We start from the raw sequence: 21,919 nt of genomic DNA on the forward strand, positions 1-21,919 counted from the left end.
CTAAAAAACTCCCTTATAGTTTTTTTCCTGACAGCCGTATTACTAGTCGCTGGTATAGTGAGCTATATCCACACGCCCATCGAAGCATTTCCGGATGTAACCAATACAAGGGCAAGAATTATTACACAATGGCCGGGAAGAAGTGCCGAAGAAGTAGAGAAATTCATCACACTTACTATTTCAAAACAAATGAATACGATTCCTAAAAAAGCCGAAGTACGTTCTATTTCGCTTTTCGGATTATCGGTTGTAACTGTATTATTTGATGATGATGTCGAGGATTTTTACGCGCAGCAATATGCCTCAAATCGCCTTAACGGATTAGATCTTCCGGAAGGTGCCGATGTAGAAATTGAACCGCCATCCGGAGCAACTGGAGAAATATTTAGATATGTAATCAAAAGTGATTTACCTATCAAGGAAATCAAAGCCATTCAGGATTGGGTAATTGAACGAGAATTAATTTCGGTTCCGGGTGTTGCCGATGTGGTGAGTTTTGGCGGAGAAGAAAAAATCTTCGAAATCAAGATTAATCCAACGCAATTAGAGAATTACAATTTATCGGCTTTAGATGTTTACGAAGCTGTTTCAAAAAGTAATGTCAATGTTGGCGGAGATGTAATCCAGCGTGGCGATCAGGCGTATGTTGTACGCGGTGTTGGTTTAATTAATAAGGTAGAAGATATTGGCAATATTTTGATTGAAACAAAAGGTTCATCGCCAATATTAGTAAAACACGTAGCCGAAGTTACAATATCGGCAAAACCAAGATTAGGACAAGTAGGTTTAGATGGCGATGATGATGTTGTTGAAGGTATTGTAGTAATGCTTCGCGGCGAAAATCCTGGCGAAGTAATCAAGCGGCTTAAAGATCGTTTGACTGAACTTAATGAAAGAGTTTTACCGGATAATGTAAAAATTGTTCCGTTTATTGATCGTACTAAGTTAGTAGATACAACCGTAAAAACCGTTACAAAAAACCTTGTTGAAGGGATTTTATTAGTGTCATTAATTGTATTTATTTTCCTTTATAACTGGAGAACATCATTGATTGTGGCTTCTGTGATTCCGCTTTCATTTTTGTTTGCGATTATTATGTTGAGAATTCAGGGATTACCCGCGAATTTGATTTCGATGGGAGCTTTAGATTTCGGATTATTACTTGAAGGAACTCTGGTAATTGTCGAACAGGTTTTTGTATCGCTCGAAAAGAAAGCGCATAAAGTGGGAATGGAACGCTTTAATAATATGAGTAAAATGGGACTTATCAAGAAAAGTGTCGGTAGCGTCGCTACATATATTTTCTTTGCCTTAATTATTTTAATTGTCGCGTTAATGCCAATTTTCTCTTTCACTAAAGTAGAAGGAAAAATGTTCTCGCCCCTAGCCTTCACGTTAAGTTATGCGCTTTTAGGATCGTTGATTTTATCGCTTACTTATGTTCCGGCAATGTGTAAAGTCATGTTGACAAAAAATATAGTCGAGAAAGAAAACATGATTTCACGCTTTTTTAGAGAAAATCTTTTTAAACTTTTTAAATGGAGTACACGCCATCGTAAAGCAACAATATACGCATTCCTTGCTTTGCTTGCATTATGCTGCGCCAAGTTTGCTTTTTATGGTTCAGAATTTATTCCGAAATTAAATGAAGGAGCAATTTACGTAAGAGCAACTTTGCCTAATAGTATCAATCTTGACGAAGCTGTGAGACTTACCAAAGAAATGAAAGGTAAAATAAGGAAATTTGAAGAAGTAAAATTCGTTCTTACCCAAACCGGAAGACCAAATGACGGAACAGATCCAACCGGATTTTTTAATATCGAGTTGCATATCGAATTAAAACATCAGGACGAATGGAAACGAAATATAAGTAAAGAAGAACTGATTACCGAGATCAAAAAAGAACTGGATGTTTATCCCGGAATCGGATTTGGTTTTAGTCAGCCTATTCAGGATAATGTCGAGGAATATGTTGCCGGAGTAAAAAGTCCGCTTGTAATTAAGATTTTCGGAAATGACCTTTTTCAATTAGAAGAAATGGCTAAAAAAGTGGCCAAATCTATCAAAGCTGTAAAAGGAATTGAAGATATCAATGTGTATAAAAATATCGGTTTACCCGAATTAAGAATTCAGCTTGACGACGAAAAAATGGCGCGTTATGCCATAACAACCGCCGATGCGCAAGCCGTAATCCGAATGACAATTGGAGGACAAGCCGCAACCAAATTTTATGACGATGAAAAGATTTTTGATATCACTTTACGTTTCGAAAAAGAATATCGTGACTCAAAAGAAAAGATAGAAGATATCCTAATTCCAACCATGAATGGCAAAAAAGTTCCATTACAAGGAAATTGCAACCGTAGAATATAAAACAGGTCCAACATTCATTTATCGTGAAGGAAACAGTCGATATATTGCCGTAGGATTTAGTATTGAAGGACGAGATTTAGGAAGTACAATTGATGAAGCGCAGAAAAAAGTAGCTGCCGAAGTTAAACTTCCTAAAGAAAATGTAATGAAATGGGCAGGAGAATTTGAAAGTAAAGAAAGAGCCTCAAAACAATTAGCAATGATTGTTCCTGTTGTTTTGATCTTGATTTTATGTTTATTGTATTTCAATTTTGGTAATTTTAAAGATACTTTAGTTGCCATAAGTGCAATGCCATACGCTTTTATTGGCGGTTTTCTATCGCTTTGGGTTACAGGAACAATATTTGGAATTTCAGCAGGAATCGGATTTATTATTCTGTTTGGAGTCAGCGCGATTGACAGTATTGTCCTCATTGGTATGATCAAAGAAAATATGCAAACGGGAATGCATTTAAAAGATGCAATCTCAAACGGAATCTACAGCAGAATCCGTCCAATTGTAATGATCGCTCTTATGGGATCTCTGGGATTATTACCCGCAGCATTATCAACCGGAATGGGTTCTGAAGTTCAAAAACCATTAGCCATCATGATCGTTGGCGGATTAATAACCTGTATGATTTTATCCCTAACGGTATTACCTCAGGTATTTTATCTGGTATATCGCAAAAAAGATTTAAGTAACAAAGAATCTTAATATCTTACTTTATATTTTTTAAAAGCACCTTTAAATGTCATGTTTAAAGGTGCTCTTTTTATTTTACCAGACAATTGACAAATTCAATATTTAATATTATTATGATTATTAGAAGCACACAAATTTCATTCAACAAGAACTGTAATCCCGCTGTACACTATATCTTTCCTGGCTAAAGAAGCCAGAAAAAGGATGCCGTTTCCATCGGGGCTAATCTAGAAATTTAGTAATTTAATCACCTTTAGCATCTTCGAAAACCCACCATTCACTATAAATAAAAATTTAAATTTTTAAAAATATTTTGAACATATGTAGTTAACTACATATATTTGCATACCGAATATCCCTTGCAATAAAAGGAACTAAAATAAAATCACAATGAACAATAATACAATTCCAAATTCTTCAGAAAATACCATCAATGTCGAAAAAGTCCAAGATCAAAAACTAATAGAACAAGCTTTTGCAATACGAAGAAATGTTTTTGTAGAAGAACAAAATGTATCACAAGAACGTGAATCTATGGATGATGATGAAGCAATACATTATCTGGCAACTGTAAACGGTTTTCCGGCCGGAGCAGCACGATATAGAAAATTAGAAAAAGGAGCAAAAATTGAAAGAATTGCTGTTCTTAATACTTTTAGAGGAAAACGAATTGGCGAAGCAATTCTGCTAAAAATATTAGATGATTTAAAAGCAGAAAACAAGATTTTTTTGTATGCCCAAGTAAATGCAACTCAATTTTATATTAAAAACGGTTTCAATCAAACCGATAATTATTTTCTGGATGCCGGAATTGAACACGTCGAAATGAATTTTATAAAATAATAATTATTATCAATTATTCTGAACATCTTTTAAACTGGACTAAAGTCCAGCTCTACAATATTAATCATTCCTTCGGAATTTTAGAATCCATGTCTAAATCATTAAATGATTACAATAAAGAGCCATCGGCTCGAACAATTTTGTAGGGCTGGACTTTAGTCAAATAAGAAATTATTCCACCGAAGTTTTAAAATCAAATACAAAACCATCAAAAAGCCATAGGCTCAATCAATATTGTAGGGCTGGACTTCAGTCCAGTCAAATAAGGAATTATTACAACAGCATTTTAAAAATCTACACAAAAAATTCATTCAAATGATTAAAAGAACCATAGGTTCGACAATATTGTAGGGCTGGACTTCAGTCCAGTTTATCATAAGGTTATTTCAACATAATTTATTACAATCTCATTAAAAATATATTATCTATCGCCCAGCCCCGATCGAAACGGCATCCTTTTATGGTGGATTTCACCATAAAAGATATAGTGAAGAGCGGGACAAATGGTCTTAAAAAACGAAAAACATCTGCTCCATAAAAAAAAATTAAATTCAAACAGATCATATAATTAAAGACTTACAGCGCTTTTTAATACTTGTCTATACAACAATAAGAAAATATTATGACAATATTATTTCATAATCAGAAAAACCGTCATACATTTGCCTAACGGTGTTAAACAATTTAATACTCAATCAAAATGGCAAGTAAAGATCGAATTTTAAGACAAAAAGAAGAAACAAGAACGAATATTCTTGATGCTGCTTATGCTATCGTCAAAGAAGAGGGATGGCAAGGTCTGAGTATGAGGAAGATTGCTGACAAAATTGAATATACGGCTCCTATAATTTACGAATACTTTTCTAATAAAGACGCGATTTTACAGGAACTAACCGGTAAAGGTTTCATTAAACTGGCAAAAGAACTTGAAAAAGCAAAAGCCAAATTTGAAAAACCGGAAGAACAATTAGAAGCCATGTGGATGGCATATTGGGATTTTGCTTTTACAGATACTGAAATGTATCAGGTAATGTTTGGAGTGCAAATGAACTGTTGTTCACAACAATGTTCTGCTCAGGAAAGACCATATAAATTATTTACTTCGGTAATTGCTGAAATTATGAAAAACAGTAATCCAAGTGATGATGTAATCAAACAAAAGTATTTTACCTTCTTTTCGGTAATTCATGGTTTAATCGCCATTAATATTATTAACAGAAGTGAAATAATGGAAACCATCAACAATCAGATCTTAAAAGATGCGATTGGCGGAATTATAAAATCAATACAATAAAAAAAATTTCATTTTAACTTAACAGTGATAAATGATTTAATAGGTAATTTAGCAAAACTATTTTTTTACTACTTTACTTAACAGCGTTAGAAAATTTAATTAGCATAATATCAGGATTTTTTTTCTGATTTTACTTAACAGTGATAAATAATTTAATACCAATTCTTAAATAGATTTGGGCAGTACTGTTATTTGAATTTTTGTACACTTTAACTTAACAACGTTAGATAATTTAATATAATTAAATATGAATTTCGGGAATACCACATTACCAACAGTTTTACAAAAAGAGAATGTCCAACAAATTAAAACCAATATTAAAATGAAAAATGTAATTATAACCAGTTTTATTCTGGCACTTGTGCTAAGCAGTTGTGCAGATAAGTCGCAGGCTCCGGCAGCTCCTGCTCCACCATTATTACCCGTTTTAGCGATCACAAGCGAAAATACTACTACAGATGCTGAATATCCTGCTTCAATACAAGGAACAGTTGATATAGAAATCCGTCCGCAGGTTAGCGGAAACCTTGAAAGAGTTTTTGTAGACGAAGGTGCTTATGTAAATAAAGGTCAAACTTTATTCAAAATAAACGAACGCCCGTTTCGTGAGCAATTAAACAATGCATTGGCAAGTCTTCACGCTTATGAAGCTGCTTTAATAAACGCTCAGTTAGAAGTTGATAAATTGACTCCTTTAGTTCAAAACAAAGTAGTTTCTGACTATCAATTGAAAACGGCTAAAGCTTCTCAAAAAATTGCTGCTGCAAATATTGAACAAGCAAGAGCAATGGTAGGATCGGCTAAAATTAATTTAGGATATACTAATGTGACAGCTCCAGTAAGTGGTTACATTGGCAGATTACCTAAAAAACAAGGAAGTTTAGTTTCGGCATCTGATGTAGAACCTTTAACTAACTTATCAGATGTTCATGAAGTTTTTGCTTATTTCTCATTAGGTGAAACTGATTTCATCAACTTTAAAGCACAATACGCTGGAAACAGTCTTGGTGATAAACTAAAAAAACTACCTCCAGTTACTTTAATCCTTGCAGATAACAACGCTTATCCTCAAACCGGAAAAATCGATATGGTTGACGGTCAGTTTGATAAAACTACCGGTGCGATTACCCTAAGAGCAACTTTCCCTAATGCGGGGGGAACTTTACGTTCAGGAAATACAGGAAGAATTCGTTTGGGTCTTCAACATGATGACGCAGTTTTGGTACCACAATCGGCTACGGTTGAAATGCAGGATAAAGTGTTTGTTTTCACTGTAAATAAAGAAAACAAGGTTACTAAAATGCCTATCACTGTTTCTGGTAAAAGCGGAACGAATTACATTATCAAAGATGGTGTGAAATCCGGTGACCAAATCGTATTAAGCGGAATCGATAAACTTCAGGATGGTCAGGCAATTCAGCCTGAGAAATCATCACCTGCAAAAGTTGCCCAAATAATTAATAAAAAATAATTTTTACGAAAATGTTCAAAATATTTATACAAAGACCTGTACTGGCAACCGTTATTTCCATTTTATTGGTAATATTAGGTATACTTGGTCTTACGAAGTTGCCCTTACAACAGTTTCCTGATATTGCGCCACCATCGGTTTTGGTAACGGCAGTTTATCCGGGAGCGAATGCAGAAACGGTTTTACGTTCTGTGGCACCATCACTTGAAGAATCTATCAATGGTGTTGAGAATATGACTTACATGAGTTCTACAGCCAGTAATGACGGATCTCTTGCAATTACAGTTTTCTTTAAATTAGGAACTAATGCAGATCAGGCTGCGGTAAATGTGCAAAACAGAGTTGCTCAGGCAACAAGTCAATTACCTGCCGAAGTTGTTCAGCAAGGTGTAACTACTGCGAAACAACAAAACAGTTTCATCATGGCGATTGGTATGTATACCGATGACGAGACAAAATACGATCAGACTTTTGTTGCCAATTATGCGCAAATTAATATTATTCCGGAGATCAAACGTATTCCGGGAGTTGGTTCAGCAAGTATTTTTGGAGGTGTAAAAGATTACTCTATGCGTGTTTGGTTGAATCCAACGCAAATGTCTACTTACAAAGTGACACCAAACGAAATCATGAGCGCGATTCAGGATAAAAGTTTGGAAGCTGCTCCGGGAAAATTTGGGGAAAGAAGTAAAGAAGTTTTCGAATATGTTATTAAATACAAAGGTAAATTAACTAAACCCGAAGAATATGAAAATATTGCTATACGTTCTAATGCTGATGGTTCAGTACTTCATCTTAAAGATGTAGCCAGAGTTGAACTTGGTGCTTATTCTTATAACAGTTTAACTCGTTTAAATGGTAAAAAAGGAGTTGTAATTGGTATTATTCAGTTAGCAGGTTCTAACTCAAATGATATTCAGGTTGCGATCAATAAGTTGATGGTTAAATCCTCAAAAGATTTTCCTAAAGGAATTAAACACAATATTTTCTATAGTACAAAAGTTGCTTTAGATCAATCGATAGAACAAGTTGAGCATACTTTATTAGAAGCTTTTATATTAGTATTTATTGTTGTTTTCATTTTCTTACAAGATTTTAGATCAACATTAATTCCTGCAATTGCAGTTCCGGTTGCAATTTTAGGTACATTCTTTTTCATGCAGTTATTTGGATTCTCGATTAACTTATTGACATTATTCGCTTTGATTCTTGCCATTGGTATTGTGGTCGATGATGCGATTGTCGTCGTCGAAGCCGTGCATGCTAAAATGGAGCACAAACATTTGTCTCCAAAAGTAGCCACTCATGAAGCAATGCACGAAATAACGGGTGCTATTATCTCGATTACGCTGGTAATGGCTGCTGTATTCTTACCGGTTGGATTCATGGAAGGTTCAACAGGAGTTTTCTACCGCCAGTTTGCTTTTACGATGGCAATTGCAATTGTAATTTCGGCAGTAAACGCTTTGACTTTAAGTCCTGCACTTGCTGCATTATTCTTAAAAGACAATCATGCCGGAGAACACGGAGATACTACATATGAGAAAAAAGGATTCAAAGAGAAGTTTTTTAACGGATTCAACAAAAGTTTTGATTCCCTTACCAATCGTTACGTTGGAGGTTTGAAATTTTTAATCCGTAGAAAATGGTTAAGTTTAGGAGGTTTGGCTTTAATTACTATTGCAACAGTAATAATGGTAAAAACAACTCCGGCAGGATTTATCCCAACTGAAGATCAAGGATTTATTGCAATTGCAGTAAATACACCATCAGGAACATCTCTGGACGGAACTCAAAAAGTAATGACCGAAGCAGAAAACACATTAAGAGGTTTAGATGCATCAAGATTTGTAACTGCAATTTCAGGTTTCAACTTATTGACCAATTCTACAAGTCCATCTTCTGCGGTTGTATTTGTTTTGCTTAAGCCAAATGAAGAACGTGGAGATATCAAAAATATCGACGAAATCATGAATCAGGTTCGTGGAAAATTAGGCGCTATTTCAGGCGGAAGTTTCTTCGTATTCAGTTTCCCAACTGTTCCCGGATTTAGTAATGTTGAAGCTTTAGATTTAGTACTTCAGGATAAAACCGGAGGAAAACTGGATAAGTTTAGCGGAATCTCTCAAAACTTCATTGGAGAATTGATGAAACGTCCGGAAATTGCAGTTGCTTTTACTTCTTTCAAAGCCGATTATCCTCAATTACAATTGGATATCAATGATGAAAAAGCAAATCAACTAGGTGTGAATGTAAAAGATATTCTACAAACCATGCAAACCTATTTTGGTAGTGCACAAGCATCTGACTTTAATAGATTTGGTAAATACTACAGAGTTGTAGTTCAGGCAGATATTGCTGACAGAGCTGATCCGTCATCAATTGACAGAGTTTTTGTAAAAAACAAAACAGGCGAAATGGTACCAATAAATACTTTAGTAAAACTAACCCGTATTTATGGTTCAGAAACTGCATCGAGATACAACTTATTTAATTCGATTTCGATTAATGCAATCCCAAAACCAGGATTTAGTTCCGGAGATGCCATCAAAGCAATTCAGGAAGTAGCAGCACAACAATTACCTGCGGGTTATGGTTTTGAATTTTCAGGACAAACTCGTGAAGAGATTTCTTCTGGAGGTCAGTCAGCAACAATTTTCTTACTGTGTTTGATATTCATCTATTTCTTACTTGCTGCACAGTATGAGAGTTACATTCTGCCATTGGCCGTAATCTTATCAATACCTGCAGGTATATTTGGAGTATTTGTTGCCATTGGATTAACAGGAATTGAAAATAACATTTATGTACAAGTTGCATTAGTAATGTTAATTGGACTGCTCGCAAAAAATGCGATTCTGATTATAGAATTCGCCGTTCAAAAAAGAAAATCAGGTCAGGCATTAGCTAAAGCGGCAATTGATGCAGCGAAACTACGTTTACGACCAATTATTATGACATCACTAGCCTTTATTGTGGGATTAATCCCGATGATGAGCGCCACAGGACCGTCAGCACAAGGTAACCACTCCATTAGTATTGGTGCCGCCGGAGGTATGATTTCAGGAGTAATATTAGGGTTGTTTATCATCCCGGTATTATTCATCATATTCCAATATTTACAAGAAAAAGTTTCTGGAAGACCAGTAGCCGTAATTCATAACGAAGAAAAATAAAAATGGAAAATTATATAACGACAATCCTTGTAGCCATCATAGTTGGCATTGGATACATATCCTATAAAATCTCAAGAGATCTTGAAACACGAAAAGATACTTGTACAGAAATTTAATGACAAAACATAAAATGAAAAATTATATAACCAAAATCGTGATGATCGCCATTTTGATCACCACAATAATATCCTGTAAGGTTTATAAGGATATTGAAACTCCAAAAGATGCATTTCCTGAAAATTTCAGGAGTGCATCGGTTTCAAAAGATACAACGAGTATTGCAGATGTGGAGTGGAAAAACTTCTACACCGAAAAAGATATCATTCAATTGATTGATAGCGCAGTAGCAAGAAACAATGATTTGCAAATTGCTATAAAAAACATCGAAATTGCACAATACAGATTCACGCAATCAAAATGGGGAAATGTTCCGCAGGTTAATTTGAATGTAACGGCAAGTACCAGCAATCCGTCAGACAATAGTTTTACTGGAAAAAATTTAAGTCAGGCTTTAGGCCAAAATCATATTGATGATTATTCTGCCGGAGCTTCACTTTCATGGGAAGCTGATATTTGGGGTAAAATCCGTAATCAGAAAAAAGGTGCTTATGCAGGATATCTTCAGTCCGAAGAAGTAAAAAAAGCATTGCAGACAAATATTGTAGCCAATGTTTCAAAAGGATATTATAACCTTTTAATGTTAGACGCACAATTAGAAATCGCAAAACAAAATTTTAAATTAAATGATAGTACAACAACCATCATTAAATTAAAATACGATGCCGGACAAGTAACTACACTAGCGATTCAGCAATCAGAAGCACAAAAATTAGTTGCTGCACAATTGATTCCGCAATTAGAACAAAACATTGCCATTCAGGAAAATGCTTTAAGTGTTTTGACAGGATCATTTCCTAATTCAAAAACAAGAACGATTCGTTTAAGTTCAGTTGAAGTAAAGAACAATAATGCAATTGGAATTCCGTCTTCATTAGTAAGCAGAAGACCAGATGTAAAAAGTGCCGAATTAGCGCTTAAAGTAGCCAATGCAAACGTAGGAATTACAAAAGCGGATTTATATCCAACGCTTAGAATTACCGCTCAAGGCGGAGTAAACTCATTCGAAGCCAGCAATTGGTTCAACATTCCGGCTTCATTGTTTGGAACTGTTGCCGGAGGTTTAACTCAACCTTTATTCAACAATAAAAAAGTAAAAACGCAATACAATATCGCAGTTGTTGAAAGAGAAAAAGCAGTTTTAGTTTTCAGACAATCGGTTTTGGTTGCTGTAAGCGAAGTTTCTGATGCTTTAGTAAAAGTAGAGAAATTACAACAACAAGAATCATTCTTGAAAGAACGCGTAAAAACATTACAACAAGCCATTAAAAATGCCAATTTGTTATTCAAAAACGGAATGGCTGAATATTTAGAAGTTCTATCAGCACAAGCAAATTTATTGCAAAGCGAATTAGAACTGGCAAACATAAAAAGAGAGCAACTTTCTGCTAATACCGAGTTATATCGTGCATTGGGCGGCGGTTGGAAATAATACCCATTACCCGTTAATTATTTATTTTTTGAGGCGAAAACGCTGTGAGACTTAGGTTTTACAGCGTTTTTTTATGCTTTGGAATAGCTATGTCATGGCACGCAGATGACACGGATTTGCTTTGCAAAAACACGGATTTACGCGGTTTTTTTTATCTGCAATCTTGTCCTCCTTATTACGCGTGTCATCCTGAGCGAAGTCGAAGGACCGGAAAGTTAATCACCAATCTTTGTCGAGCTACTTGTGCCCTTCGACTCCGCTCAGGATGACAAAAATGAGAGAAAAAAATCCGCGTAAATCCGTGTTTTCGCGAAGCGAATCCGCCTCATCCGCGTGCCATTATCCGCAAACCACTTATTCCGCTTTATTTCTTACTTTTGATAAGCAGAAAAAACTCCACAAAAATGTCATTCAATCACAATAAAAACATCAACGATTTAAAACAAAAATTCGAAAGCTACGCTTCTATTTCTCAGCAATCCTGGCAATTAATTGAAAATATTATTGAGACAAAATCAGTAATAAAAGGAGAATTACTTTTAAGAAATGGGCAAATTGCAAAAGAAATTCACTTTATAGTTCAAGGAGCTTTACGAGCTTTCATAACCGATAAAGCTGGAAATATTTACAATAAGAATATTTTTCTGGAAGGAGATTTTGCAGGTTCAACAGCATCTTTAATTCAGCAAATACCTTCTGATTTTGCAATTGAAGCGCTAGAAGATTCTATTTTGATAAACATCAATTATAAAAAATACCGAGAATTAATTTTCGAAAACGATGATTTAAAAAACTTCTATATTGTCTATTTAGAAAAAAACTGGGTTATTGAAAAAGAGCAAAGAGAAATCTCATTAGTTATGGAAAATGCAACCGAAAGATATCTCGATCTTTTAGCTAAACATCCTGATATTGCAGAAAGAATTACGTTGCTTCATATTGCATCACATTTAGGAATAACGCCAACTCAATTAAGCCGAATTCGGAAAAGTCTCGAAAAAGATTTGTAAATCAACATATGTAAAGATTTGCGACAAAACCTAAACTTATCTTTGCCTTATATTCTCATAATTTTAATCGAATGAAAAATCGCGATCTGATCGAAGATAATATTAATAATCTTACCGGTTTATGGAAAACGGTTGCAACCACTTTCCTATCCTATCATAAAAACAACACTTTCGAATATTGCAAAATCGAAAATTCAGGTTGGCCTAATAAGTTATGGTTGCGCCATGATATTACTAAAAAAGATTTACCGGATATCATCAAAATCATGCAATCTAATTCAGGTTTGGCTTTGCCTTGTTGGGATATCTTTGGAACAAAATCATACGAAATACTTGATGCTTATGGTTTCGAAATAAAAAGCCAACAAGTCGCAATGGCATTAAAATTAGATCAAAAATTTACGCTTCAAAATAATCTGGAATATAAACGCGTCTTAAATAGTGAAGATGCTAAAATATGGTCGGATTTGTATCCAAATGCCTTTGGTTATGTTATTAGCAAAGAAATTCTGATTCACAATCATAATGAAGTCCAGTTTTATTTGGTTTATCACGAAAATCAACCAATAGGAACTTTTATGCTTTTCCAAAGCAATAACAATATCGGAATTCATGGCGTTGGCGTGATTCCGGAAATGCGAAGAAAAGGTTTTGCCGAAGAAATTATGAAATTTGTACTTAATCTTTCAATAGATTTAAAAGCAGATTATGCACTATTGCAAGCTTCCGCAATGGGAAAAGACATTTATACCAGATTAGGTTTTAAGGAATTATTTACCATCAAAAATTATATTTTGAAAACTGTGTAAATGGCACGCGGATGACACGGATTTGCTTTGCAAAAACGCGGATTAAAACGGATTTTTTATTTAATTGTTTTAAGTATTTTTTTATACGCCCATTTTTGTCATCCTGAGCGGAGTCGAAGGAACGTCCGCAAAGCAAAAACCTAATTATCGTTTGTCAATTACTGTGAGGGGGCTTCGACTTCGCTCAGCCTGACATACGTTGTCTAAAATCTTTGTTCTGAATCTTTATTCTGAATCTTTCTTTTATATTCTTTCTTCTAAAATCTTTCTTCTAAAATCTTTCTTCTAAAATCTAAAATCCCTCACTTTGTCTCAAATGCCCCTAAAAAAGTCTTAAATACATATTCCTACAAAAAATAAGAATCGTACGTTTGTAATACATTAACTAATAACTATTTAAAACAACCTTATGAAAAAAGCAAAAATCATTTTTTGGATTACAACAATTATTATATTTCTATTTGAAGGCGTAATGCCAGCGTTGACTTCGCAAAGCGAAATGGCAAAAGAAGGAATCAGACATTTAGGATATCCGGAATATTTCGGGAATGCATTGGTTGTTTTTAAAATCCTGGGAGTTTTGATATTGGTGATTCCGCAGATTCCTAAAAATGTAAAAGAATGGGCTTATGCCGGTTTTGGATTTGATTTTATATTTGCATCAATTAGTCATCTTGCAGTTGACGGAATTAATTTTCAGTCGTTTATTCCTTTAATCTTTTTGGTGATTTTAGCGATTTCCTACCACTATTATCATAGAATTGATCGTTATAAAAATATCGCTTTATAAATGTAGAAAAGATGATCGAAATTTTTAAAACAAACGTTCAGGAAATAGAACAATCAAATATGATTGTGGCAAAACTTCTCGAGCATTTCCCAAACAGCAACATCAATTTTGATTTGGAAGATTGTGATAAAATTTTGCGAATCCATAGCTTATCGATCACAAACACAAAAATTATCGAGCTTCTTAATGCTCATGGTTTTCATTGCGAAGTACTTTTATAATTAAACAATTAAAAACCATAAAAAACTCATTTTCAATTCAATACTTTAAAATTATAAATTAATATTGTTAATTAACCCGTTGGGTGCAATTAAGTTAAAAATACAAATTGTATAAATTAGAACGCGGATAAAAACAGATTTGCTTTGCAAAAACGCAGATTTCCACAGATTTTTATATAGAATTTAAAAAAGATCCTTGTAAATCCGTGTCTTCGTAATAACGAATCCGTCAAATCCGCGTCGAAATATTTGTTTTTTTTAATTACACCCAACGGGTTACTAATTCTTAAACTATAAAAAATGAATTTACCATCCGGACATCAAACAATAATGCCTTATTTAATTTTAAAAGGTGCATCAGAATTTATCGAATTCATGAAAAAAGTTTTCGATGCCAAAGATTCTAATAAACAAATACGAAACGACGGAACCATAATGCACGCCGAAATTATCATAAACGGAAGCACAGTTATGGTAACAGATGAAACCCCGGACTGGGCAAAACAAACCGCCAACTTATTTATTTATGTTCCTAATGCCGATGAAACATATAAAAAAGCATTAGAAAACGGCGCAACAAATTTAATGGAATTAAGCGATCAGGATTATGGCAGAACTTGCGGTATAACAGATCCTTTTGGGAATATTTGGTGGATTACTTCAATAATTAAATAAGGAAACTAAAATTATTTATCATGAAAGCTGGACTATTACAAGAAGTACAAAATACATTTGCGGCGTTATATAAAACGCTTTCACTTTTTGATCAAAGTGAGATTAATGTAATTCCGTTTGAGGGAAGCTGGACGCCCGGACAAGTTACCCGACATATTATAAAAGCAACATCAGGTTTTCATAAAGTATGTGACATAAATACTAAGAAATTAAATGGTGCAATCGATGAAAAGATTCCTGTTCTCAAAGAGATTTTTCTGAATTTTGATGTAAAATACAATTCTCCTGAATCTGTTTATCCTGAAGATCGGGAATATGATAAAAACGAACTTGTTTCGAGACTTCAAAAAATAGAATCAGAAATATTGGATATCGCAGAGAATTATGATTTATCATTAACCTGTCTGGATTTTGAAATACCCGGAGTAGGCAACTTAACAATATATGAGTTAATTAACTTCGCTATTTTCCATACTAAAAGACATATTCATCAATTGAAAGTTATTCATGAAAAATAGTTTTCCGTTTTCAGTCGCAGTTTCAGTCACAAATTATAGTCTCAGTAACAGTTTTCAGTCTCAGTCGTAACTTGAAACCTGAAACAAAATAAACTTGAAACAAAATCTTCAAACCTGAAACAAAATCTTCAAACCTAAAATAAAAAAAAGCGATCTCATATTATAGTACGAGATCGCTTTTTTTATATGATTGAAAATTTATTGCTAAACTTTTGTTCTTCCTGTGATTAATGAAATTACGAATAATACCAAAAATATAAAGAATAAAACTTTTGCAATACCAGCAGCTCCAGCGGCAATTCCGCCAAAACCAAAAATTCCGGCTACTATAGCAAGAATTACAAATGTGACAGTCCAACGTAACATAATCTTAGTTTTTTAATTTATAAATGACTTTTTACAAGTCTGATTTGTTTGTTATTCAAAGTTCCATAATTCATACAAAAACGTTTAACTCTAAACAGTATTTTTTTATCGCAATCAACTATAAATCAATTTTTTGACTACTTTTACAATTAACGATTTTCGTTACAGAATTCCCACATAAAACCTTTAGAGTTAATTTTTTGATCGATTGGATTAATTCTCGCCCCATTCACAAAGTAATTTTATAAAAAATTAAAAGACATTTCAGTTGTAGAAGGTTACAGTACTTATTATTACAACATTTTGAACAGCAATTTTTGAAAACTAATTTACATATATATACGGTGCTGCCGATGAAAATTGCGGTAGCTTCATTGAACCTTAACGATCTTATTAACAGAACTAACACATAATTGCCATGAAGACGATATCAAATAAATCAAAAATAGTTTTTCTATCCACATTTCCTCCAACACAATGTGGCATAGCAACATATACGCAGGATACAATAAAAGGAATTACAGATGTTTACGGTAAATCTATTACCTGCCAGATTTGTGAATTGGTTGATAAACCAAAAGCAGATCCAACGCAGGCATATACTTTAAACACAAAAAATAAAGAAGAATATACTAAAGTTGCCCATGAAATCAACAAAGATAAATCGGTGAAATTGGTTCATATTCAACATGAATTTGGTTTATTTGGAGGAAATTACGGAGACTACTTATTAGATTTTTTGAATGAAGTAAAAAAACCATTAACTTATACTTTTCATAGCGTAATTCAGAATCCAAATAAGGAATTAAAAACTTTTGTAAAATTATTATTATCTTATAGTAATTCGGTTTTTGTAATGACAAAACAATCAAAAGAAATTTTGATGAGAGATTATGAGATTGATGAAGAAATCATTACATGTGTGTCACACGGAACTCATATTGTAATTTATGAAGCTCCACAACAAGCCAAAGAAAAATTCAATATCCAGGATCGCAAAGTACTGGCTACTTTTGGTCTTTTAGGAGAAGGAAAAAATATAGAAACAGGTTTACAGGCATTACCAAAAATCATTGAAAATACTCCAAATGCGCTCTATTTAATTATTGGCAAAACACATCCAAACCTAATCGTTGACGGCGTTGATGCCTATCGTGATAAACTGGAAGGAATGGTCAATGACTTAAATTTAAAAGATCACGTTCGCTTTATAAATGAATATTTAGACACAAACGAACTTTTAGATTATCTAAAAGCTACAGATGTTTATTTATTTACATCAAAAGATCCAAATCAGGCAGTAAGCGGCACTTTTTCTTATGCAATGAGTTGTGCTTGCCCTATTGTAGCATCAAAAATACCTCATACATTAGAAGTATTAACTCCAGATTCAGGAATATTAGTAGATATAGGAAACGTAGATCAATTTTCGGAAGCAGCCATAAAATTACTTTCAGATGATAATCTAAGAGAAGAAATGGGAATTAATGCCTTTAGAAAAACACGTGCTTCATCATGGGAAAATGCAGCAATTACTCACATGAATACTTATCAGGAACTTTTTGAAAGTCAAACTGAAGTAAAATATACATATCCATCAATCCAATTGTCACACATCAAAAAACTGACAACAGATTTAGGAATTATTCAATTTAGCAAAATTTCAATTCCGGATCTTGAATCCGGATATACTTTAGATGATAATGCACGTGCGTTAATTGCGATTTGCATGCATTACAAACTAACACAGGATAAAGAAGACTTAGCATATATTCTAATTTATTTAGATTTTATCATTCGTTGTCAACAGCCAAAAGGTGATTTCATCAATTACGTTGACAAAGAAAATCGCGAACATATTGAGCAAAATGCCGAAGTAAACTTAGAAGATTCTAATGCAAGAGCAATCTGGGCTTTAGGAACAGTAATTTCACACTCGGATATTTTACCCGAAGCCATTACTAAAAAAGCATCTAAATGTTTGTTGAACTCATTAAAATGGGCCGAAAGCATACAATCGCCACGTTCAATAGGTTTTGCAACAAAAGGTTTATACTTATATCACACAGCCGTTCCTAACTTATACGTTGCTGCAATAATCAATAAACTAAATGCAAAATTGCTTTCTAATTATGAACTTCACGCTTCAAGCGACTGGAAATGGTTTGAAAACTCTATGACTTACGGAAATGGAATTTTACCGGAATCAATGCTTTTTGCATTTTTAACCACGAATAAACCTATTTATAAAAAAGTAGCCCTGGATTCACTTGACTTTTTAATGTCTAAAATGTTTAACGAAAATAATTTCAAAGTAATCTCAAACAATGGCTGGTTACACAGAAATTCGCAATCAGAAGTACATCCATACGGAGAACAGCCTATTGATGTTGCTTACACAATTCATACATTAAATTCATTTTATAGCGCTTTTGGTACGCCGGAGTACAAACAAAAAATGAAGATTGCATTCAATTGGTTTTTAGGAAAAAATCATTTAGGCCAAATAATGTACAACCCAATTAGCGGCGGCGGTTATGACGGACTTGAAAAAGAAAACGTAAACTTAAATCAGGGCGCTGAATCAACTGTATGTTTCTTAACTGCAAGATTACTAATGGAAAACTTAAAATTAGCCGAAATAAAAGTGATTCCGTTAATGAAACCCAATAAAGGCGAAATCGCTATTAATTCATAATGAAAATACAATAGATTATTGCTGACCAAGATCTATTCAACCCAGAAAATCCCTTTTTTATAAAAGGGATTTTTTGTTTTCTAACATTATCTAATTCATTTCAATTCTAAAAATAAACATAAAAATATTTGCCTATCTACTAATAGGTAGTATATTTGTAAAAAAATATTTGCAATGACAACACGAGAAGTAATTATAGATAAAGCAGATAAATTAATTAGAAACAGAGGTTATAATGCGTTTAGTTTTAAAGATATTTCAAATGATATTGGTATAAAAACTGCATCAATACATTATCATTTCCCCACAAAAACAGACTTAGGCGTAGCAACGATAAAAGAACATATTGAAAGATGTGAAGCCCTGAAGAAAAAAGTTGCCAATGAATCTCCGCAAATAAAACTTGAAGCATTTTTAGCAATTCAGACACAAATAAAACTGGAGAATAAAGTTTGTATTGTTGGTTCATTAGCCACAGATTTAAACACGCTCGACGACTCAATAAAAACAGAATTACAACTATTTGCTAAAATCGTAATTGAATGGGTAACTGAAATTCTGATTGAAGGAAAAGAACTCAAAATATTTGATTTTCAAATGCTTCCCAGAACAAAAGCGATAATGATAATAACCAACATGGTTGCAATTGTACAGCTTTCAAGACTTACAAATGATAATGATTTTGAAATTGTAAAAGAAACTATATTAACAGAATTAAGACCTCACAAATAATGAAAAGAGTTGTAATTACAGGATTAGGAGCAGTAACTCCCATAGGAAATAATGTATCAGAATATTGGAATTCGTTAATCAATGGAGTTAGCGGCGCAGCAGAAATAACAAAGTTCGACACAACAAATTTTAAAACCAAATTTGCATGCGAGGTTAAGAATTTTGACCCTCAAAATCTTTTTGAAAAAAATGAAATACGCAAATACGACCTCTTCACACAATATGCATTATATGCGACAGATGAAGCAATAAAAAATGCAAATATCGATTTTGACACTTTAAATAAAAATAGAATTGGCGTTATCTGGGGTTCCGGCGATGGCGGAGTTTCTACATTTGAAGAACAAATTAGTGAATATAAATTAGGCAACGGAACACCAAGATTCAGTCCGTTTTTCATTCCTAAAAGAATCATTAATATCGCATCAGGCGCAATTTCTATCAAATACGGACTTCGCGGAATCAATTACACCACGGCTTCGGCATGTTCTGCAAGTAATACCGCAATTATTGACGCATTCAATTACATTCGCTGGGGCAAAGCCGATATGATAATCAGCGGCGGTTCTGAAGCTTCAATCACAGAATCATCCATTGGCGGTTTCAACGCTTCAAAAGCATTATCAACATTAAATGACAATTATAGCAAAGCCTCACGCCCTTTTGATGCAACCAGAGACGGATTTGTTTTAGGCGAAGGCGCCGGAGCAATAATCTTAGAAAGTTACGAACACGCAATAAAAAGAAACGCAGTAATTATTGCCGAAATTGTTGGCGGAGGATTAGCCGGAGACGCTTATCATTTAACAGGAACACATCCGGATGGTTTAGGCGCAATCCTGGGTATGGAACTTGCCCTTGAAGAAGCTGAAATCACACCAGACAAAATCGACTATATAAATGCCCATGCAACCTCTACTCCAACCGGAGATTTGAGCGAACTTAAAGCCATGGAAAAAGTATTTGGTATAAACCCGAATGCCAATATAAGCGCAACAAAATCCATGACCGGACATTTACTTGGCGGCGCAGGAGCAATTGAAGCCATTGCATGCATAAAAGCAATTCAGGAAAACATAGTTCCTCCCACAATAAACACACAAACAATTGAACCCGACTTTGCAAACAAATTCAATCTTACACTTGGCAAATCACAACCAAGAATCGTCAATTATGCCATGAGCAATACCTTTGGTTTTGGCGGACATATCGCCAGTTCAATTTTCAAAAAATTTACAGATTAATTTAGCATTTATCTTAAAAACTACAATACAAATCCCATTCAAATCTGAGTTGGGATTTTTTTATTTAAGATTTTTACGTTTTAGAATTTTAGAATTTAAAATTTTACTTAGGAGCTATTTCCTGCTATCCGCTACAATCTTTTATTTTTCTAAAGAAAAAAAATAAAAGGATTTCCACTTCTATCAGGGCTAGGGATTTTCGTTTTTATAAAATGTTTACTCTCCTAACAGGTTTTAAAAACCTGTTAGGTATTATTATTTACGCATCTATTTTTCAAAGTTTCACTACAATCTTTTCATTTCTCCGCCCGACAAACCCGACAGGTTTTAAAAACCTGTCGGGTTTACTATGCGTAAAAGTTAAGAGGCGATTTCTCCCTTTGATTAAAATGTAAAAGCAAGCACAAAAACAAAAAAAATCAGCAAAGACCTGTTTAAATCCGCGTCATCCGTGTGCCATCTTAAAGCAGCTAAAAACACTTTTTTAAAACAAATGCCTTAATAGTCAGCCTTTAACATTTCCCACGTAACGTTACAATATTACACTTATTGTGTTTTACTATGTTAATTATATAAACTTCTGAAAAAGTTGTGTAAGATTTTCTTCATACTTCTAAAGTAATTTTAATCTATAATAATCAAGGGGTATGCAATCTTTTTAAACCGTTGGTTTCATGCGATAGATTTAACTTAAAACAGAGTATTTTGATTCTTACTTTAAAAAATACATTTACCGAAATAGGAAATGCAACCGTGTTTGCAAAGCAGTTTTTTAAAGAGGTTTTTGTTCCTCCTTATGAAACAAAAGAGTTCTTGAAACAATGTTATGTTATTGGCTATAAATCTTTGCCCCTTGTTGCTATAACCGGTTTTATTATGGGTTTAGTACTTACGCTTCAATCAAGACCAACTTTGGTAAAATTTGGAGCCGAATCATGGTTACCCGGAATGGTCGCACTTTCACTAATCAGAGAAATTGCTCCTGTAATTACAGCCCTGATTTGTGCAGGCAAAATCTCATCAGGAATTGGTGCCGAATTAGGCTCAATGAAAGTAACGGAACAAATTGATGCAATGGAAGTTTCGGCGATAAACCCTTATAATTATTTAGTAGTAACCAGAATTTTAGCCTGTACATTAATGGTTCCCATTCTAGTGGTTTTTGCAGATGCTGTGGGGATTATTGGCGGATATGTTGGCATCAACATTCACGGAGATGTTAATTTTTATAGATATCTGACTCAAATTCTACAATCATTAGAATTCCTGGATCTTTTTCCGGCAACGGTTAAAACATTTTTCTTCGGATTTTTCATCGGAATGATTGGATGTTATAAAGGATTTAATGCCGCAAACGGAACTGAAAGTGTGGGAAAAGCAGCCAATTCAGCAGTTGTTACGGCTTCATTAACCATTTTTATTATTGATATGGTCGCTGTTCAAATAACCGATTTATTTTTTTAAG

16 protein-coding genes and 1 pseudogene are annotated in these 21,919 nt (G+C 33.8%); 16 read left to right on the forward strand and 1 reads right to left on the reverse strand.

The window, feature by feature from the left end; all coding sequences use genetic code 11:
• The 12 genes and pseudogenes from ACHZDT_RS23275 to ACHZDT_RS23330 form a co-directional block, all read left to right on the forward strand.
• A pseudogene (locus tag ACHZDT_RS23275) lies at positions 1 to 3,070 on the forward strand (efflux RND transporter permease subunit); the annotation flags it as partial.
• Between the two features lie 378 nt (positions 3,071 to 3,448).
• Positions 3,449 to 3,901 carry a GNAT family N-acetyltransferase gene (locus tag ACHZDT_RS23280; protein WP_394777085.1) on the forward strand — a complete coding sequence of 151 codons (453 nt, stop codon included), beginning with the start codon at positions 3,449 to 3,451 and terminating at the stop codon, positions 3,899 to 3,901.
• A 700-nt stretch (positions 3,902 to 4,601) separates the two neighbouring features.
• A complete protein-coding gene (locus ACHZDT_RS23285) occupies positions 4,602 to 5,195 on the forward strand; it encodes a TetR/AcrR family transcriptional regulator (protein WP_394777086.1) in 594 nt (197 codons plus the stop codon).
• Between the two features lie 322 nt (positions 5,196 to 5,517).
• A complete protein-coding gene (locus tag ACHZDT_RS23290; protein WP_394777087.1) occupies positions 5,518 to 6,666 on the forward strand; it encodes an efflux RND transporter periplasmic adaptor subunit in 1,149 nt (382 codons plus the stop codon).
• Positions 6,667 to 6,677: 11 nt separating this feature from the next.
• Positions 6,678 to 9,842 (forward strand): efflux RND transporter permease subunit, encoded by a 3,165-nt coding sequence (locus tag ACHZDT_RS23295; protein WP_394777088.1) that lies wholly within the window; start codon positions 6,678 to 6,680, stop codon positions 9,840 to 9,842.
• A gap of 130 nt (positions 9,843 to 9,972) precedes the next feature.
• Positions 9,973 to 11,391 (forward strand): TolC family protein, encoded by a 1,419-nt coding sequence (locus ACHZDT_RS23300; protein WP_394777089.1) that lies wholly within the window; start codon positions 9,973 to 9,975, stop codon positions 11,389 to 11,391.
• 404 nt (positions 11,392 to 11,795) lie between these two features.
• Positions 11,796 to 12,401: a Crp/Fnr family transcriptional regulator gene (locus ACHZDT_RS23305; protein WP_394777090.1), complete on the forward strand. Its 606-nt coding sequence runs from the start codon at positions 11,796 to 11,798 to the stop codon at positions 12,399 to 12,401.
• A gap of 71 nt (positions 12,402 to 12,472) precedes the next feature.
• Complete coding sequence (locus ACHZDT_RS23310; RefSeq protein WP_394777091.1) at positions 12,473 to 13,210, forward strand: GNAT family N-acetyltransferase; 738 nt, start codon at positions 12,473 to 12,475, stop codon at positions 13,208 to 13,210.
• A 409-nt stretch (positions 13,211 to 13,619) separates the two neighbouring features.
• The gene (locus ACHZDT_RS23315; protein ID WP_394777092.1) at positions 13,620 to 14,000 is read left to right on the forward strand and encodes a DoxX family protein; all 381 of its coding nucleotides are present in this window, start codon (positions 13,620 to 13,622) and stop codon (positions 13,998 to 14,000) included.
• Between the two features lie 11 nt (positions 14,001 to 14,011).
• Complete coding sequence (locus tag ACHZDT_RS23320) at positions 14,012 to 14,221, forward strand: hypothetical protein (protein ID WP_394777093.1); 210 nt, start codon at positions 14,012 to 14,014, stop codon at positions 14,219 to 14,221.
• 300 nt (positions 14,222 to 14,521) lie between these two features.
• On the forward strand, positions 14,522 to 14,896 hold the full coding sequence (locus tag ACHZDT_RS23325) for a VOC family protein (RefSeq protein ID WP_394777094.1): 375 nt from the start codon (positions 14,522 to 14,524) through the stop codon (positions 14,894 to 14,896).
• Between the two features lie 20 nt (positions 14,897 to 14,916).
• A complete protein-coding gene (locus tag ACHZDT_RS23330) occupies positions 14,917 to 15,414 on the forward strand; it encodes a DinB family protein (protein ID WP_394777095.1) in 498 nt (165 codons plus the stop codon).
• Positions 15,415 to 15,618: 204 nt separating this feature from the next.
• Here the strand turns inward: ACHZDT_RS23330 and ACHZDT_RS23335 are convergent, their stop codons facing one another.
• Positions 15,619 to 15,780 (reverse strand): DUF1328 family protein, encoded by a 162-nt coding sequence (locus tag ACHZDT_RS23335; RefSeq protein ID WP_394777096.1) that lies wholly within the window; start codon positions 15,778 to 15,780, stop codon positions 15,619 to 15,621.
• A gap of 418 nt (positions 15,781 to 16,198) precedes the next feature.
• Here ACHZDT_RS23335 and ACHZDT_RS23340 point away from each other — a divergent pair, with 418 nt between their 5' ends.
• The 4 genes from ACHZDT_RS23340 to ACHZDT_RS23355 all read left to right on the forward strand — a co-directional run bounded on the left by ACHZDT_RS23340 (position 16,199) and on the right by ACHZDT_RS23355 (position 21,918).
• A complete protein-coding gene (locus ACHZDT_RS23340) occupies positions 16,199 to 18,478 on the forward strand; it encodes a glycosyltransferase (protein WP_394777097.1) in 2,280 nt (759 codons plus the stop codon).
• A 174-nt stretch (positions 18,479 to 18,652) separates the two neighbouring features.
• A complete protein-coding gene (locus tag ACHZDT_RS23345; protein WP_394777098.1) occupies positions 18,653 to 19,210 on the forward strand; it encodes a TetR/AcrR family transcriptional regulator in 558 nt (185 codons plus the stop codon).
• Complete coding sequence (gene fabF / locus ACHZDT_RS23350) at positions 19,210 to 20,454, forward strand: beta-ketoacyl-ACP synthase II (RefSeq protein WP_394777099.1); 1,245 nt, start codon at positions 19,210 to 19,212, stop codon at positions 20,452 to 20,454. The genes ACHZDT_RS23345 and fabF overlap by 1 nt, the downstream gene beginning before the upstream one ends.
• Before the next feature lie 705 nt (positions 20,455 to 21,159).
• Positions 21,160 to 21,918: an MlaE family ABC transporter permease gene (locus ACHZDT_RS23355; protein ID WP_394777100.1), complete on the forward strand. Its 759-nt coding sequence runs from the start codon at positions 21,160 to 21,162 to the stop codon at positions 21,916 to 21,918.
• Position 21,919 lies beyond the last annotated feature (1 nt).

The sequence above is a fragment of the Flavobacterium sp. genome, assembly GCF_043722275.1.
GTDB lineage: Bacteria > Bacteroidota > Bacteroidia > Flavobacteriales > Flavobacteriaceae > Flavobacterium.

Bases quoted from the DNA above. Each gene is read 5' to 3' on its own strand.
- ACHZDT_RS23280 (WP_394777085.1), top strand. From the start codon at position 3,449: ATGAACAATAATACAATTCCAAATTCTTCAGAAAATACCATCAATGTC.
- ACHZDT_RS23285 (WP_394777086.1), top strand. From the start codon at position 4,602: ATGGCAAGTAAAGATCGAATTTTAAGACAAAAAGAAGAAACAAGAACG.
- ACHZDT_RS23290 (WP_394777087.1), top strand. From the start codon at position 5,518: ATGAAAAATGTAATTATAACCAGTTTTATTCTGGCACTTGTGCTAAGC.
- ACHZDT_RS23295 (WP_394777088.1), top strand. From the start codon at position 6,678: ATGTTCAAAATATTTATACAAAGACCTGTACTGGCAACCGTTATTTCC.
- ACHZDT_RS23300 (WP_394777089.1), top strand. From the start codon at position 9,973: ATGAAAAATTATATAACCAAAATCGTGATGATCGCCATTTTGATCACC.
- ACHZDT_RS23305 (WP_394777090.1), top strand. From the start codon at position 11,796: ATGTCATTCAATCACAATAAAAACATCAACGATTTAAAACAAAAATTC.
- ACHZDT_RS23310 (WP_394777091.1), top strand. From the start codon at position 12,473: ATGAAAAATCGCGATCTGATCGAAGATAATATTAATAATCTTACCGGT.
- ACHZDT_RS23315 (WP_394777092.1), top strand. From the start codon at position 13,620: ATGAAAAAAGCAAAAATCATTTTTTGGATTACAACAATTATTATATTT.
- ACHZDT_RS23320 (WP_394777093.1), top strand. From the start codon at position 14,012: ATGATCGAAATTTTTAAAACAAACGTTCAGGAAATAGAACAATCAAAT.
- ACHZDT_RS23325 (WP_394777094.1), top strand. From the start codon at position 14,522: ATGAATTTACCATCCGGACATCAAACAATAATGCCTTATTTAATTTTA.
- ACHZDT_RS23330 (WP_394777095.1), top strand. From the start codon at position 14,917: ATGAAAGCTGGACTATTACAAGAAGTACAAAATACATTTGCGGCGTTA.
- ACHZDT_RS23335 (WP_394777096.1), bottom strand. From the start codon at position 15,780: ATGTTACGTTGGACTGTCACATTTGTAATTCTTGCTATAGTAGCCGGA.
- ACHZDT_RS23340 (WP_394777097.1), top strand. From the start codon at position 16,199: ATGAAGACGATATCAAATAAATCAAAAATAGTTTTTCTATCCACATTT.
- ACHZDT_RS23345 (WP_394777098.1), top strand. From the start codon at position 18,653: ATGACAACACGAGAAGTAATTATAGATAAAGCAGATAAATTAATTAGA.
- fabF (WP_394777099.1), top strand. From the start codon at position 19,210: ATGAAAAGAGTTGTAATTACAGGATTAGGAGCAGTAACTCCCATAGGA.